This is a genomic window from Kitasatospora sp. MY 5-36, from assembly GCF_001182915.1.
In the GTDB taxonomy this organism is placed as follows: domain Bacteria; phylum Actinomycetota; class Actinomycetes; order Streptomycetales; family Streptomycetaceae; genus Kitasatospora.
Window position 1 is genome coordinate 1 of sequence record NZ_LFVW01000269.1, and the last position, 14770, is coordinate 14770.

General features: G+C 74.5%; 16 protein-coding genes. 7 read left to right on the top strand and 9 right to left on the bottom strand.

From position 1 onward, the window contains the following. From AE652_RS18930 to AE652_RS18940, 3 genes are all read right to left on the bottom strand, one after another. On the bottom strand, window positions 1–987 hold a 987-nt coding region (locus tag AE652_RS18930; protein WP_049653028.1), incomplete at its 3' end, for an MBL fold metallo-hydrolase. Beyond that, window positions 972–1571 (bottom strand): non-canonical purine NTP pyrophosphatase, encoded by a 600-nt coding sequence (locus tag AE652_RS18935; protein ID WP_053112124.1) that lies wholly within the window; start codon window positions 1569–1571, stop codon window positions 972–974. The genes AE652_RS18935 and AE652_RS18930, both read right to left, overlap by 16 nt. Then, window positions 1568–2446, bottom strand: a complete 879-nt coding sequence (locus AE652_RS18940) for an SDR family oxidoreductase (RefSeq protein ID WP_082345826.1) — start codon at window positions 2444–2446, stop codon at window positions 1568–1570. The genes AE652_RS18935 and AE652_RS18940 overlap by 4 nt, the downstream gene beginning before the upstream one ends. Window positions 2447–2787: 341 nt before the next feature. Between AE652_RS18940 and AE652_RS18945 the strand changes: the two genes are divergently transcribed. The 4 genes from AE652_RS18945 to AE652_RS18960 all read left to right on the top strand — a co-directional run bounded on the left by AE652_RS18945 (window position 2788) and on the right by AE652_RS18960 (window position 5569). Next, a complete protein-coding gene (locus tag AE652_RS18945; protein WP_049653033.1) occupies window positions 2788–3591 on the top strand; it encodes a class I SAM-dependent methyltransferase in 804 nt (267 codons plus the stop codon). An 8-nt stretch (window positions 3592–3599) separates the two neighbouring features. After that, window positions 3600–3842, top strand: coding sequence for a hypothetical protein (locus AE652_RS18950; protein ID WP_199823110.1), 243 nt, complete (start codon window positions 3600–3602; stop codon window positions 3840–3842). Between the two features lie 220 nt (window positions 3843–4062). Beyond that, entirely contained in the window at window positions 4063–4281 is a 219-nt protein-coding gene (locus tag AE652_RS18955; protein WP_049653036.1) for a ferredoxin, read from the top strand. Window positions 4282–4363: 82 nt separating this feature from the next. After that, window positions 4364–5569 (top strand): cytochrome P450, encoded by a 1206-nt coding sequence (locus AE652_RS18960; RefSeq protein ID WP_049653038.1) that lies wholly within the window; start codon window positions 4364–4366, stop codon window positions 5567–5569. Between the two features lie 47 nt (window positions 5570–5616). Here AE652_RS18960 and AE652_RS18965 read toward each other — a convergent pair whose 3' ends face one another. Then, a complete protein-coding gene (locus AE652_RS18965; protein WP_053112125.1) occupies window positions 5617–6261 on the bottom strand; it encodes a sulfotransferase family protein in 645 nt (214 codons plus the stop codon). An 86-nt stretch (window positions 6262–6347) separates the two neighbouring features. Between AE652_RS18965 and cysC the strand changes: the two genes are divergently transcribed. Together cysC and cysD are read left to right on the top strand one after the other, a co-directional pair. Continuing rightward, entirely contained in the window at window positions 6348–6926 is a 579-nt protein-coding gene (gene cysC / locus AE652_RS18970) for an adenylyl-sulfate kinase (protein ID WP_049653039.1), read from the top strand. Beyond that, a complete protein-coding gene (gene cysD, locus AE652_RS18975; RefSeq protein WP_049653051.1) occupies window positions 6923–7861 on the top strand; it encodes a sulfate adenylyltransferase subunit CysD in 939 nt (312 codons plus the stop codon). The genes cysC and cysD overlap by 4 nt, the downstream gene beginning before the upstream one ends. Window positions 7862–7964: 103 nt before the next feature. Here cysD and AE652_RS18980 read toward each other — a convergent pair whose 3' ends face one another. The 3 genes from AE652_RS18980 to AE652_RS18990 all read right to left on the bottom strand — a co-directional run bounded on the left by AE652_RS18980 (window position 7965) and on the right by AE652_RS18990 (window position 11023). Beyond that, window positions 7965–8954, bottom strand: coding sequence for an aldo/keto reductase (locus tag AE652_RS18980; protein WP_049653041.1), 990 nt, complete (start codon window positions 8952–8954; stop codon window positions 7965–7967). Between the two features lie 195 nt (window positions 8955–9149). Further along, the gene (locus tag AE652_RS18985; protein ID WP_082345827.1) at window positions 9150–10328 is read right to left on the bottom strand and encodes a P1 family peptidase; all 1179 of its coding nucleotides are present in this window, start codon (window positions 10326–10328) and stop codon (window positions 9150–9152) included. A 47-nt stretch (window positions 10329–10375) separates the two neighbouring features. Next, the gene (locus AE652_RS18990) at window positions 10376–11023 is read right to left on the bottom strand and encodes a TetR/AcrR family transcriptional regulator (protein ID WP_049653043.1); all 648 of its coding nucleotides are present in this window, start codon (window positions 11021–11023) and stop codon (window positions 10376–10378) included. A gap of 118 nt (window positions 11024–11141) precedes the next feature. On the opposite strand from AE652_RS18990, the gene AE652_RS18995 reads away from it, so the two are divergent. Further along, window positions 11142–12623 carry an APC family permease gene (locus AE652_RS18995; protein WP_063780192.1) on the top strand — a complete coding sequence of 494 codons (1482 nt, stop codon included), beginning with the start codon at window positions 11142–11144 and terminating at the stop codon, window positions 12621–12623. An 87-nt stretch (window positions 12624–12710) separates the two neighbouring features. Here the strand turns inward: AE652_RS18995 and AE652_RS19000 are convergent, their stop codons facing one another. Further along, window positions 12711–13628, bottom strand: a complete 918-nt coding sequence (locus tag AE652_RS19000; RefSeq protein WP_049653044.1) for a glycoside hydrolase family 19 protein — start codon at window positions 13626–13628, stop codon at window positions 12711–12713. 253 nt (window positions 13629–13881) lie between these two features. Continuing rightward, window positions 13882–14770 (bottom strand): NAD(P)-dependent oxidoreductase (locus AE652_RS19005; RefSeq protein ID WP_049653056.1); only part of this gene is annotated, 889 nt, incomplete at its 5' end.

The following is a 14770-nucleotide window of genomic DNA, read 5'->3' on the forward strand; positions in this document are numbered from 1 at the left end:
CCCGGGAAGCGCCGGGGGCCAGGGGAACAGCCGGTCCAGTGCCGCCGCTCCGTCGGGGCCGTCCGGCGCGCTCCGGCCGTCCCCGGCGGCGGGACCGGGGCCCGCGGCCAGCCGGCCGATCCAGCTTCCCGGACGGTAGCTGCGGTCGCGCGGCTCGTCGGTGGCCCGCACCCAGTCCACGGCGGCCGACTCCCACCGCACGGTCCCTCCCGCCACGGTGAGCCGGTCTCCCGGGCCGGGGCGCAGCACCCGGCGGTCCGGGTCGTCCGCGCGCAGCGCCCGGTCGACCAGACAGGGCGGTACGGGGAACTTGTGCCCGTTGAGCCAGGCCGCTTCGCCCAGCCCGTACTGCCCCTCCGGCAGCGGGACCACGTGTGCGGGGCGGACCTGTGCCATCAGCGCCGTCAGCGGGTCGGACCAGTCCGGGTCCACCCCGGGTGGGACGCCCTCCACACTGCGGGTCTCCTCGATCGGCTGGCAGGGAGCCAGCAGGACGTCCGGCGGTGGTCCGTCGGCGAGCACCCGCCGCACCCACGCGGGCGTGACCAGGCTGTCGACCATGTGCCAGACGAAGGCGTCCCGGGTGCGGACCGAGAGCCCGTGCTCGGGGACGGCCATCGTCGAGGGCGTCCACGTCAGTTCGACGCCCCGGCGCGGGCTGAACGCCGTCCAGTCGCGCACCACGACGGTGTCGCGGAAGCCCAGCCGGCGGAGGGCGTGCGCGATCCTCGGGTCGTCGGGGTGCAGGACCGGCAGCGCCCGGTCGAGCCGGGCCAGGGAGGCGAGGTCGAAGTGGTCGCGGTGGGAGTGGGAGATCCACACCGCGTCGGGCCGGGGCAGCGCGTGCGGCAGGACGCGTCGAGCGGGGGCGAAACCGAGGAGGCCGCCGCGGTAGCTGTCGTGCAGGTGGGGGTCGCAGAGCAGGGTGAAGGCGTCCGCCCGGATCAGGACCGTCGCGTGTCCGCCGAGCTCTAGCGCGACCGGCATGCCGCGCTCTTCAGGGAGGCGGCCAGGCCGCGGAACGCCCGCCCCCGGCAGTACAGCCGGGCCTTCTCGTCCGCGGTCATCTGGCCGAGCGTGCGTCCGTCGCCGTCGTCGGGCACGAACACGGTGTCGTAGCCGAACCCGCGGTCGCCGAGCGGGCGTTCGGTGATCCGGCCCCGGGCGACCCCTTCGCTGACCACCCGCCGTCCGTCCGGGTAGCAGAGCAGCGCCACGGTGCGCACCCGGGCTCCCCGGCCCGGGGCGGCGACACCCGCCATCTCGGCGAGCACCTTGGCCACGTTCGCGGCGTCGCCCGCGCCCTCGCCGGCGTAGCGGGCCGAGAACAGCCCGGGAGCGCGTCCGAGGGCGTCCACCTCCATCACGGTGTCGTCGGCCACCGCGGGCAGGTGGGTCGCGAGGGCCACCGCGGAGGCCTTGAGGTAGGCGTTCTCCTCGACCGTCGTCCCGTCCTCGACGATCTCGGGAAGCCATCCGGGCCGGGGCAGCAACTCCAGGACCCCGTGGAGCAGTTCGACGATCTCGGCGGCCTTGCGGGGATTGCCGGTCGCCAGTACGGCGTGCATCATGCGGGCGTCCCGTCCACGTGCCGGGAAGGGGCCCGGTCGTCCCTGCGCCCCGGCAGCACCTCGGGTTCCGACCTGCTGTGGCCCATGGCGAGGTAGCCGCCGTCGACCGGCAGGTCGGCGCCGGTGATGAACGACGCGCCGGGCCCGCAGAGGAACAACACGACGGCCGCGACCTCCTCCGGCTGCCCCACCCGCCGCAGGATGTGGTGGTCGCCGAGCACGGGCCCCCAGCGCGCCCGGTCGCCGCCGGTCATCCGGTCGGTCTCCGGGGTCCAGATCAGGCCCGGCGAGACGCTGTTGACCCGGATGCCGTCGTCCGCGAGGTCGAGCGCCTGGCAGCGGGTCAGCGCGAGCAGCGCCCCCTTGCCGGCGCTGTACGTCCACTGGCGGGGCTGGGCGATGTGCCCCGAGACGGACGCGACGTTGACCACCGAGGCCCCTCGCGCCCTGCGCAGCAGGGGGGCCAGCGCCGACGTCATCATCGCGCTGCCCTTGACGTTCACGCCCAGGCTCCGGTCCCAGTCCGCGGGGCCGGCGCCCTCACCGAGGGCCAGGAAGCTCGCCGCGCAGTTGACCAGCGACCGGACCGGCAGCGCCGTCCCCTCGGCCGCCCGCGCGGCCTCCAGGCAGTCCGCGTGCCGCGAGATGTCGCCCACCACCACGGAGGCCGCCGGGCCGAGTTCTCCGGCGACCCGGCGCAGCCCGTCGGAGTCCCGGTCCACCAGGACGGCGTGGGCTCCCGCGCCGGCGAAGGCGTGGGCGACGGCGCGACCGATGCCCGACGCGCTTCCGGTGATCACACAGGTCGTGTCCGCGAGGCCCGGACGAGGTGCGGAGCGCGGCTTCGCGGGGTCGGGGTGAGGGTGGGGCGCCATGTCCCGCCTCCTCGGCTTGGAGCGACGGCGATCAGTCGTCGGACGAACCACCTACCTGTGACTTATGGTGCACGTGGCGATACGCACCGCAACCCAGCACCCCCGCCTTCCCAGCCCGCCCCGCCCGCCGCCTGTCGGAGGAACGCCCGTGCACCCGCCCGTGAAGACCGGATTCCCGGTGCCTCCCGAGGATCGCCGGCCCCCACCGAACGCCGGCCGGACGCGAGCCCATTGGGAGGCCGCCGCCGACCGCCCGCCGGAAGCCCTGCCGCCCCTCACCCGCCCGGACGGGGCCGCGGTGAACCCGCCCGGCACGCCCCGGCCGGTCGTCGGAGGTCCGGATGTCCTCCCCGGGTGACCTCTTCGCCTCCGGCGCGTCGCACTACGCCCGCTACCAGCCGCGGTACCCGCGGGAGCTCTTCGACTTCCTCGCCGAGGCCTTCGGGCTGGACGGGACCCAGACGGCCCTCGACCTCGGATGCGGGCCAGGCATCCTCGCCCTCCCGCTGTCCCGGCTGGTCGCCCGCGTCATCGCGGTGGACCCGGAACCGGGCATGCTCGAAGAAGGCCGGTCGATCGCCGAACGGCAGGGCGTCGACACCATCCGGTGGAGGCGGGGAGGCTCCTCGGACCTGCGCGCGCTGGGCCTTCCCCCGCTGGACCTCTGCGTCATGGGCAGGTCGTTCCACTGGATGTCCCGCGAGCAGGTCCTCGCCGACCTCGACGGCCTCGTCAACCCTGAGGGCGGCGTGGTCCTCGTCGCCACGGAACCGGCCGGGACGGCGTGGTCGCGCGCCGTGGACGAGGTACGGGAGGCGTACCGCACGCTCCCCGGCGGCGGAGACGACGGCTCCCGCCCGGAGCAGGAGGAGTCGAACCGTGAGATCCTCCGTCGCTCTCCCTTCCCCCGCGTCACGGCCGCGCACTGGACGTACCGCATCGACCGCACCCTCGACGAGGTCATCGGCTTCCAGTTCTCGCACTCCTCCTTCACCCCCGCCCGGCTCGGCGGCCGGAAGGACGCCTTCGAACGGGACCTGCGGGCGGCGCTGACCGGCATCAGCCCGGACGGCCGCTTCGAACAGACCGTCCGTACCGAGGCGTTGACCGCGACGCGGCGGCGTCGAGGCCTCCGCCCCGGGTAGGTTCTGCCATGAGCGGAGCCGGACGACGAGCGCGGTGCCGCCCGGGCGGCCGGGCGGGGGACACCCGGACGGTGCCGGTCCGGCCGGAACCGGTCGTCGAGGTCGCCTTCGACGGCCTCCAGCGCGGCCCCCGCCACCCCGCCGGGCCGGCCCGGCGGTTCGCCCGGGCGGTGCGCTACCGGACGGACAGGAGCGCCGCCGAGGCCGACACAGTGGCCTCCGTACGGGAGTTGGCCACCGTCGAAGGCTAGTGAGGCCGTCCGCGCGGCAGGGTCCGCCGACCCCTCCGATGAAGTACCGCAGGTTGAACGCATTGTGCGGCCATGGGGGTTCACGCACAGGGGCCGATTCAGCCGTTCTCGGTCCGGCCACCGTACCCGTCCGTAAGCGGACCGGCGACGGCTAGTTTGACCGTGACAACGAGAGGCGGCCGCCGGGCAGCCGGCGCCGCCCTGGCGAAAGGTGCCCGACATGCAGGTGAGCGTCGACCGGGACCGTTGCTGCAGCTCCGGCATGTGCGTGACGAACGCCCCCGCGGTCTTCGACCAGGACGAACGGGACAGTCTGGTGAGGCTCCGTCAGACCGTCCTGCTGCCCGAGCAGTTCGACGACGTCAGACTCGCCTCCGAGCTCTGCCCGGGCCGGGCGATCACCGTCACCGGGGACGAGCCCGCGCGGACCGGGGCCTGACGGACCCCCGCCGCAGGCCGCCGGGAACCCTCCCGGGCCCCGAACCCCACGAGAACACCCGCGACGTGAGGAGACCCCCGCCGTGACCACCGCACCCACCACCCCCGTCCTCCCACTGCCGGCCCGGCACTCCGGCGGCTGCCCGTTCGGCCCGCCGCCCGCGTACCCCGAGGCCGCCGCCACCGGGCCGGTGACCAGGGCCGTGCTGCCCGACGGCGACCTCTGCTGGCTGGTCACCGGCATCGCCGAGGTCCGCACCGTGCTGTCCGACCGCCGGTTCAGTGCCGACATACGCCACCCGACCTTTCCGCTGCTGATCGCCGGCGCTCGCGAGCTGATCACCGACAATCCGGACTTCCTGCGGCTCGACGACCCCGAGCACGCCCGCCAGCGCCGCATGCTCACCGGGGAGTTCCTGGTCAAGCGGGTGGAGACGCTGCGCCCGGAGATCCAGCGGATCGTGGACGGGGCACTGGACCGGATGACCGAGGGCCGGACCACGGCCGACCTGGTCACCGACTTCGCGCTGCCGGTGCCCTCGCTGGTGATCTGCCTGCTGCTCGGCGTGCCGTACGAGGACCACGACCGCTTCCAGCGCCTGAGCCGCACGATGCTCAACCGGGAGAGCACCGTGGAGCAGCTCCGGGAGGCCCAGGAGGAGGTCCATGACTACCTGCGCGACCTGACGGCCCGCAAGCGCGCACAGCCGGAGGACGACGTCCTCAGCCGGCTCGCGGCGCGGGACGACCTGACCCCGGTCGACGTGGCCGCCATGGGCGTGCTGCTGCTGGTCGCCGGGCACGAGACGACCGCGAACATGATCGCGCTGTCGACCGCGCTGCTGCTGGACCACCCCGAGCAGATCCCCGGCCTGGCCGACCCGGCCACCCTGCCGGGCGCGGTTGAGGAGCTGTTGCGGCTGCTGACCATCGTGCACACCGGCCTGCCCCGGGTGGCGCTGGAGGACGTGGAGCTGGGCGGCGTCACCGTCCGGGCCGGGGAGGGCGTGATGGCGATGCTCTCCACCGCCAACCGGGACGAGGCGGCGTTCGGCGGCGCCGGCCACCGGGCGACGGACGAGCTGGACGTGTACCGGGACGCCCGGCGGCACCTGGCGTTCGGCTTCGGCGTGCACCAGTGCCTGGGCCAGCCGCTGGCCCGCGCCGAACTCCAGATCGCCCTGGAGACGCTGTTCCGCCGGCTGCCCGGGCTGCGGCCGGCCGGCGAGCGCGAGTTCCGTACCGAGTCGTTCATCTACGGGATGCGGTCACTGCCCGTGACCTGGTGAGCGGGGCCGAGGGAGAACCCTCACCGGAGTACCGGCCGGATCCCTGGCTAGTTGAGGTGGGGGAACGGCTCGTCCGGGACCGGCACGCCGAGGAAGGGGGCGAGCCGTTCGTACCCCTCGCCCCCGACGACGTCGAGGACGAGCAGGTCGCCGGCCCGGTCCGCGAAGTACCGGGCCACCTCGGCGACATGCCGCCGGTACACCCCGCGGAACCGCTCCGCGTGGAACGCGTGGCAGCCGTACACCGCGGCCCGCAGGAAGCGCTGGAGGTCGCTTTCGAGACGGACGTCCCGGCCGTCGCCCCGGTCCGGCAGCGGTCGTTCCCAGTGCGTCCGGCAGGACCGCAGCCAGCTCTCCTCCTCGCGGACGGTCAGTACGAACCTGCTGCCCGGCCAGGCGAGGTCGAGGTCCTGGTAGTACGGCACGACGGTGATGTCGGTGAGGCCGTCGTGCGATTCGAGCAGCGGGAACCGCGCGCTGCCGGCCAGCAGCGTCCGGTAGGTGGCCCCGTCGACCGGGTAGTGGACGACGTCGAACCCCAGGACGCCCAGGGCCGCGGTCAGGGAGCGCGTGCCCGTGCGCGTCAGACCGAGGCCGAAGACCTTCGGCGGGCGCGGGCGGCCGCCGTCGCGCTCGGACGGGACCGGCTGGAAGCGCTCGGAGGGGACCGGCTGGAAGGAGGATGCGCTCACATGGGAACCCAACGACGCGGAGCCCCGCGGGGGTACGGAGCCGCCCGGCATCGTGTCGTCACGGCGCCGGCCTCGTTCTAGCGGGTGTGAACGATCCGTCCCGCCCCGTCGCCTCCCGCGAGGGCCTCCCCGGGGCCACGGTCTGGCTGACCGGCCTGCCCAGCGCCGGCAAGTCGACGATCGCGTGGGCCCTCGCCGCGCAACTGCGGGCCGAGGCCCGCCGGATCGAGGTGCTGGACGGGGACGAGATGCGCGGCCTGCTCTCGGCCGGCCTCGGCTTCTCCCGCGCCGACCGGGACACCAACGTCCAACGGGTGGGCCTGGTGGCCGAGTTGCTCGCCCGCAACGGCGTCCTCACGCTGGTGCCGGTCATCGCCCCGTACGAGCAGGCCCGCGAGGCGGTGCGCAGGCGGCACGAGAAGTCGGGGACGGCGTACCTGGAGGTCCATGTCGCGGCGCCGGTCGAGGTCTGCGCCCGGCGCGACGTCAAGGGCCTCTACGCGCGGCAGCGCGAGGGGCTGCTCACCGGCCTGACCGGGGTGGACGACCCGTACGAGGAACCGGAGCGGCCGGACCTGAGGCTCGACACGGACCGGCAGAGCGAGGCCGAGTCGGTCAGGGCGCTGCGCGCGCTCCTGACCGACCGGGGACTGTGCGCGCCGTGACGGCCGGCGGCGCTCCGCCCGACGGACCGGGCACGGGCCCGCCCGGCCTCTCCCAGCTCGACCTGCTGGAGTCGGACGCCGTGCAGATCATCCGGGAGGCGGTGGGCGAGTGCGGGCGGCCCGTGCTGCTCTTCTCCGGCGGCAAGGACTCCATCGTCCTGCTGCACCTGGCGCGCAAGGCGTTCGGCCCCGGGCCGCTGCCCTTCCCGCTGCTCCACGTCGACACCGGGCACAACTTCCCGGAGGTCCTCGCCCACCGGGACAGCCTGGTCGCCGCCCACGGGCTGCGCCTGCACGTCGTCTCCGTCCAGGAGTTCATCGACGACGGGCGGTTGCGGGAGCGGCCCGACGGCAGCCGCAACGTGCTGCAGAGCGTCCCGCTGACGGCCGCGATCGAGCGGCACGGGTTCGACGCGGTGTTCGGCGGGGCCCGCCGGGACGAGGACCGGGCCCGGGCCAAGGAGCGGGTGTTCTCGATCCGCGACGGGTCCGGCGGCTGGGACCCGGGGCGCCAGCGCCCCGAGCTCTGGCGGCTCTACAACGCCCGGTGCGGCCCCGGCGAACACGTCCGGGTCTTCCCGCTGTCCGACTGGACCGAGCTCGACGTCTGGCAGTACATCGAGCGCGAGGGCATCGGCCTCCCCGCGCTCTACTACGCCCACCTCCGGGACGTGTTCGCCCGCGCGGGCATGTGGCTCACCCCCGGTGGCTGGGGCGGCCCGGGGGAGGGCGAGCGGCTGGAGACCCGGCTGGTCCGCTACCGCACGGTCGGCGACATGTCCTGCACCGGAGCCGTCGAATCGGACGCGACGACCCCGGCCCAGGTCATCGCGGAACTCGCGGCCTGCCGTTCGACGGAGCGCGGCGCCACCCGTGCGGACGACCGGCTCTCCGAGGCGGCGATGGAGGACCGCAAGCGGGAGGGGTACTTCTGACGCACGCCCGCCGCCGCCCCCGGGCCCGGAGGTCCGGGGGGAGCGGCAGTCGCGCCCCTGGTCGTCGCCGGGCTCCGGGTCCGGCGACGGGAGCGGCGGTCGTTCAGCGGTTGACCGCCCGCATCCCGTCCTCGTCGTAGCGCTCGCCCGCGACCGCGGGCAGCTCGGCCTCGATGCGGGCCAGGTCCTCGGCGGTCAGCTCGACGTCGACCGCGCCCGCGTTCTGCTCCAGGTAGCTGCGGCGCTTGGTGCCCGGGATCGGCACGAGGTGCTCGCCGCGGGCCAGGACCCAGGCGATCGCCAGCTGGGCCGGGGTGACCTGCTTCTCCGCGGCGATCTCCTTCACCTTCCCGGCGAGCCGGAGGTTGGCCGCCAGGTTGGCCTCGGTGAAGCGCGGGTTGGTGCGGCGGAAGTCGTCCTTGTCGAGCTCCTCCGGGGAGCTGAAGCGGCCCGCGAGGAAGCCGCGGCCGAGCGGGGAGTACGGCACGAAGCCGATCCCGAGCTCCCGGCAGGTGGGGAGGACCTCGGCCTCCACGTCCCGGGTCCAGAGCGAGTACTCGCTCTGGACGGCGGTGACCGGGTGGACGGCGTCGGCGCGGCGGATGGTCTCGGCGCTCGCCTCGCTCAGTCCGATGTACCGCACCTTTCCCTCGGCGACCAGTTCGCCGAGCGCGCCGACGGTCTCCTCGATGGGCACGCTCGGGTCGACCCGGTGCTGGTAGTACAGGTCGATGCGGTCGGTGCCGAGCCGCGCGAGCGAACCGTGGACGGAACCGCGGACGTGCTCGGCCGAGCCGTCCTGGCGGCCCACGGTCGACATGTCGCCCGGAACGGCGCCGTCCATGCGGTAGTTGAACTTCGTGGCGATCACGTACTCGTCACGGTGTCCCCGGACGGCCTCGCCGACCAGGGACTCGTTGGTGAGCGGCCCGTAGACCTGCGCCGTGTCGAGGAACGTGATGCCGAGGTCCAGGGCGTGCCGGATGGTCGCGACGGCCTCGTCCTGGTCGGCGGTGCCGTAGAAGGCGGACATCCCCATGCAGCCGAGGCCGATGGCCGACACCTGGAGGTCCCGCAGACTGCGCTGTTGCATGTGACGTGCCAGCCCTTCGTCCCGATCTTCCCGCGGCCCGGCGCCTTCCGGCGCCCCGGTCCGGGTGACCGGTCGGCCTCGTCTTCCGGAGAGGACCTTACGGTGCCGGGGCCTTCCGGCGGCGGACCGGCACGGCCGGGTGGGGGACGCTTGTACGGTGCCGCGCCGCGACGACTTCCGCGGTCACGGCCCCGGCTACGCGGACAGCGGCCCCGCGCCCGGGCCGGGTGGTGTCCCGTCCTCGGCCGCCGCCAACGCGCCGCGCGCCGCGAGGAGTTCGCGGAGCCGCTGGTGGGGGAGTGCGGGGGAGCGGTGGCCGTCGCGGCCGGTCGTCTCCTCGGCGGTGACCAGGGCGTTCAGCACCGCCTCCTCCACGGCCTGGACGACGGCCTCGTAGAAGGGGTCGATCCGGCCCCAGGGGACGAACCGCAGGGTGTCGTAGTCGGTGTCGCCGGGCTCGCCCCGGGGGAAGGAGCTGCCCAGCGCGCCCGGGTTGGCGGTGGAGAAGGCGAGGAAGACGTCGCCGGAGAAGTGGCCCCCGCTGGTGCCGGTCCGGGCCAGGCCCAGCGGCACCCGGCGGGCCAGCGCCTTGCACTGGCCGGGCAGCAGCGGCGCGTCCGTGCCGATCACGACGATCACCGAGCCGGCCCCGCCGGGGGCGAACCAGTCGTCGTCCTCCATCGGGTTGTCCGCCGACAGCTCCCGCCCGACCGGGACGCCGCAGACCACGAGTTCGCGCCGGTCGCCGAAGTTGGCCTGGACGAAGGCGCCCACGGTGTAGTCGGCGGAGCCGTAGCGGACGACCCGGCTGGCGGTGCCGGAACCGCCCTTGAAGCCGTAGCAGTTCATCCCGGTGCCGCCGCCGACGCAGCCCTCCTCGACCGGCCCGGCCGCCGCCGACTCGATCGCGGCGATCGCGTGCTCGGCGCGGACGTGCGGTCCGTTGATGTCGTTGAGGTAGCCGTCCCAGGTCTCGGCGACCACCGGCAGCAGCCACTGCCGGGCCAGGTCGGGCCGGTGGGCGGCGGTCCAGTCGACGACGCCCCGGTGCACGGTGCCGACGGCGTGGGTGTTGGTCACCATGACCGGGCCGTTGAGCGCGCCGGTCTCCTCGATCCAGGTCGTCCCGGTCATCTCGCCGTTGCCGTTCAGCGCGTACCAGCCGGCCGCGCACGGCGTGCCCACGCCCTCGCGTCCGCGCGGGAGCACCGCGGTGACGCCGGTGCGGACGTGCTCGCCCTCGACGAGCGTGGTGTAGCCGATCCGCACGCCGGGGACGTCGGTCAGGGCGTTGGCGGGGCCGGGGGTGCCGTCCAGGAGCAGGCCGAGGGCGCGGGCCCGGGGGCGTCCGGACGGGGTGGAGAGCGTGGTCATGTGGATCCTTCCTCGCGGGGCAGGGGCAGGGACTGGGGCGCGGGAGGTCAGTCGCGGGGGCGCGCGGCCTGGCCGTCCACCGCCCGGTCGGGGCGCAGGTCCGGGCAGCCGGTCGCCGTCCGGGCGTAGCCGAGCAGCAGCTCCAGCGAGCGCTCGGGCGTGAGCGAGGCGTTGCGGGAGACGATGTGCAGGCCGTAGCCGTCCTCCAGGACGACCAGGTTGGCGGCGAGGTCGAGGGCCGGCCCGGTGGGCTCGAAGTGGCCCTGGGCCCGGCCGATCTCCAGGATGCTGGCGTAGAGGGCGACCTGACGGTCGAACAGGCTCTGCGCGAGTGCGGAGTAGACCGGGTTGTCGTGCGTGGCCGAGCTGAACTCGTACAGCACCAGGGCGAGTTCGTCGTCCGGGCCGTCGGGGAGGCCGAGCCGGGCGCAGGCCACGAGCTTGTCGCGGGCGTCCGGCAGCCCGGCCGCGACGGCGCTGCGGCTGGTGAAGAAGCGGTCGGCGGCGCGCTGGTAGACCTGCTGGAGCAGCTCGCCGATGTCGCTGAAGTAGTAGCTGACCGACCCCCGGGCGACGCCGGCGGCGTCCGCGATGTCGGCGACGCGCAGCTGCGCCAGGCCGTGCCGTCCGACGGCCTCGGTGGCCGCGAGGACCAGCTGTTCGCGGCGGGCGGCCTGGTTCTTTGCTCGGGCCATCGCATTCCTTGTCACTGATGTCGGATCACGTCGTACCTCTTGACGTGGAACTATCGCAGAACTTTGACTTCTGTGCCAAAGAACTCCGACGAAGTTTCATGGACTCGGAAGGAGCACGATGGCCGATCCCCGCGCCACGGACCCCGCCGCTACCGACCCCGCTACCGCCGCCGCCGGCCCCACCGCCCCGGGCTCCGCGCCGTCGGCCGGCTACGCCCAGGACCTCTCCCGCTCGCTCAGCCTGCGCGAGAACATGCTGATCACCCTCTCCTCGGTGACCCCGGCCTCCAGCGTGTTCATCGTGATGCCGGCGGTGATCCGGGGCCTCGGCGGCGCGGCGGCCGTGGCCTTCGCCCTCGCGGCGGCGGTCGGCGTGCTGATGGCGCTCTGCTACGCGGAGCTGTCCAGCGCCTTCCCGGTCACCGGGGGCGAGTACGCCTTCGCGGCGCGCACCCTCGGCCGGTCCACCGGGTTCGCGCTGTTCGCGCTCAGCCTGCTCGGCGGGGTGCTGGTCACCGCCGTCATCGCCCTCGGCACCGGCAGCTACCTGGGCGTGCTCTGGAGCGCGCTGGACGGGAAGGGGACCGGGCTGGCGGTGATCGCGCTGGCCTCGCTGGTCGCGGTGCTCGACATCCGCACCAACGCCTGGGTCACCGGGGTCTTCCTGCTCCTGGAGCTGGCGGCGGTCGCGGTGCTGGCCGTGCTCGGCTTCGTCCACGTCGACCAGCCGGTCTCGGTGCTGTGGACCCCGCAGGCGCTCGGCGGCGCCGGCGGCGACGTGCTGGTCGGGGCGTCCTGGGGGCTGGTCGCCTCGTTCACGACCACCGCGATCTTCGCCTACAACGGCTACGGCACCGCCGTGTACTTCGCGGAGGAGACCAGGCGGGCGTCCTCGATCGGCCGGGTGGTGCTCTGGTCGCTGGGGATCACCGTCGCCGCCGAGTGCCTGCCGCTGGTCGGGGTGCTGCTGGGCACGCCGAGCATGAGCGGACTGATGTCGGCGGCCTCACCGATGAGCTACTTCCTGCTGGAGCGGGCCGGCTCCACCGTCAACACGGTGGTCAGCCTGGGCATCGCCGTCGCCGTCGTCAACGCGGTCATCGCGATCATGCTGCAGAGCGGACGGCTGCTCTTCTCCTCGGCCCGCGACCGGGCCTGGCCGGACCGGGTCGGCGCCCCGCTCGCCTCCGTCCACCCCCGGCTGCGCACGCCCCTCGCGGCGACCCTGACCATGGGAGTGGCCACGCTGCTGGTCGGCTGGCTCGTCTCGCTCGACACGCTGATCCTGGCCACCGGCTCGACCCTGGTCGTGGTCTACGTCCTGGTCGCGCTGTCGGCGCTGTTCGGCCGGATCAGGGGGACCACCGCCACGGCCCCCTACCGGATGCGCGGCTGGCCGTACGTCCCGCTGGGCGTCGTCGCGATCATGCTCTACGTCGGCTACGAGTCGGTGCGGGCCGACTGGCGCCCGATCGCCATCGCGGTCGGGATGACGGCCGTCGGCTACGCCTACTACTACGCCTACCTCCACCCCCGCCGCGCCGACCGCTGGACCATGCCCGACCCGGTCCGGGAGGAGGACGGGGGCGCCGCCGGCTGAGGCCCCGGGCGGGACCACCGGGACCGGGGCGCGCGACGGCGGCGCCGAGGCCCTCCGCGTGACGTACCGCGGAGGGCCCGTGCGGGTTCAGCAGCCCAGGTGGTCGCCCGGCACGGTGCCGAGGAGCTGGGTGAAGCGCTGGTAGGCGTCGATCCGGCTCTGCACCTGCGCGGGGTTGCCGCCGTTGCACTCCAGCGTGCCGTTGATGCTGCGGATCGTCTCGCCGAAGCCGTAGCCGTTGACGATCGCGTTGTGCGGGGTCATGGTGCCCGGCCCGTTCTGGGTGTTCCAGTACCAGAGCGCGGTCTTCCAGGCGACGGCCGGGTCGGTCTGCACCAGGTTGGGGTTGCGCAGCAGGTCGATGCCGAGGGCGTCGCCGGCCGCCTTGTAGTTGAAGTTCCAGCTCAGCTGGATCGGGCCGCGCCCGTAGTACGCGGCCTGCCCGGCCGGGCAGCCGTACGGCTGCGAGGTGTCGCAGTAGTGGGGGTAGTTGGCGGTGTTCTGCTCGACCACGTAGACCAGGGCGCCGGTCTCGTGGTTGACGTTGGCCAGGAAGGCCGCGGCCTCCTGCCTGCGGACGGTGTCGCTGCCGGTGGCCGCGAAGGCGGGGTAGGCGGCGAGGGCGTCGATCAGGCCCTGGTAGGTGTAGAAGGCGTTCCGGTTCGGGAACATCTGGTTGAACTGGGCCTGGCCGACCGGGAATCCGCCCGGGTTCGGGGTGCCGGTGGACGTCGGCGTGGCGGTCGGGCTCGGGCCGGTGCCGCAGCCGCCCTGGTCGGACCAGACGCCGGAGCCGCCGGTGCTGGGCGGCTCGTTCTGGGTCCACCACTTGGCGAGCCAGTTGTGGCCGTTGTAGGAGACGGCGGCGCCGCCGGTGTAGACGGCCGAGGAGCTCCAGGGCGTGGCGCAGACGGCGGCGCTGGCGTTGGTCGCGGGCAGCAGCAGGAGCGCCGTCAGCGCCGTGGCGACGGCGGAGAGCAGTGCGAGCAGGCGTTTCGTGGACACTTGATCACCCCTTGTGCGGTGTGGGGCCGCACGGTCGTGGAGGTAGGGACGTCGGGGCAGGGGAGCCGGGCCCCGCGGGGTGGGGGCACGTCGTGGGGGACGGGCCGACCGGGGTGCGGGCCGGTGCGGGGCTGCCCCAGACTCAAGCGGAGTGGTCTATACCTGTCAAGGGGTTCCGGGCAAAAGACCCGCCCGCGAGCGGCGCGGTGGGCGGCGCCGGGGCGGCGGGGCGTGCGGATGCCGGCCCGGGTGGTCACAGGTCCGCGAGGTCCGCGAGGTCCGCGAGGTTGGCGATCAGGTCGGCGAGTCCGGCGTCCAGCGGGATCAGCGGGCGCCATCCGGTCGCGGCGCGGAACCGCGAGGAGTCCGCGACGGTGCTCCGCAGGTCGGTCGGCAGCGCGTGCTCCGGCGGGGGGACGGAGACCACCGGCACGGCGGGACGGCCGGTCCGCACCGCGACGCCGTCGGCGATCGCCCGGAAGACCCGCCCGAGCGGCTCCCCGTGCCCGGTGCCGAGCACCCAGTGCCGGCCGGCGACCGCGTCGGGCCGGTCCAGGGCGGCCAGGAAGGCCCGCCCGGTGTCGTCGACGTGGAGCAGGTCGCGCCGCACGGAGCCGTCGTGCCACATCGTCAGCGGCTCCCCGGCCAGCGCGCGTCGCACCATCGTCGCCAGCACCCCCCGGTCGCCCCGCCCCGCCGGTGCGCCGCGGCCGTAGACCGTCGGCAGCCGCAGACAGGCGCCGCGCACCGCGCCCTCGGCCGTGGCGGCCAGCAACTCCCGTTCCGCCGCCGCCTTCTGGCGGTCGTACGGGCTGGCCGGGGCGTCCGGCGCGGACTCGTCGACCGGGATCGGCGCGTCCGGCCCGGCCTGCGAGGTCGAACCGGCGAACAGGACGACCACGGGGGCGCCGCCGCGCCGTGCGCGCTCCTGCCGGAGGGCCGGCAGGAGCGAGCTCATCACGCCGGCGTTGGTCCGCCCCAGGGCCTCCTCGGGCTGGCCGGTGCCGCGCCACCCCGCGCGGTGCGAGACCAGGTGGACGACCGCGTCGGATCCGGCGACGGCGGCCCGGAGGGCCTCGGGGTCCGTCACGTCGGCGGCGACCACCTCGACCTCGGCCCGCCCGGCGGGCGGCACGGCGACC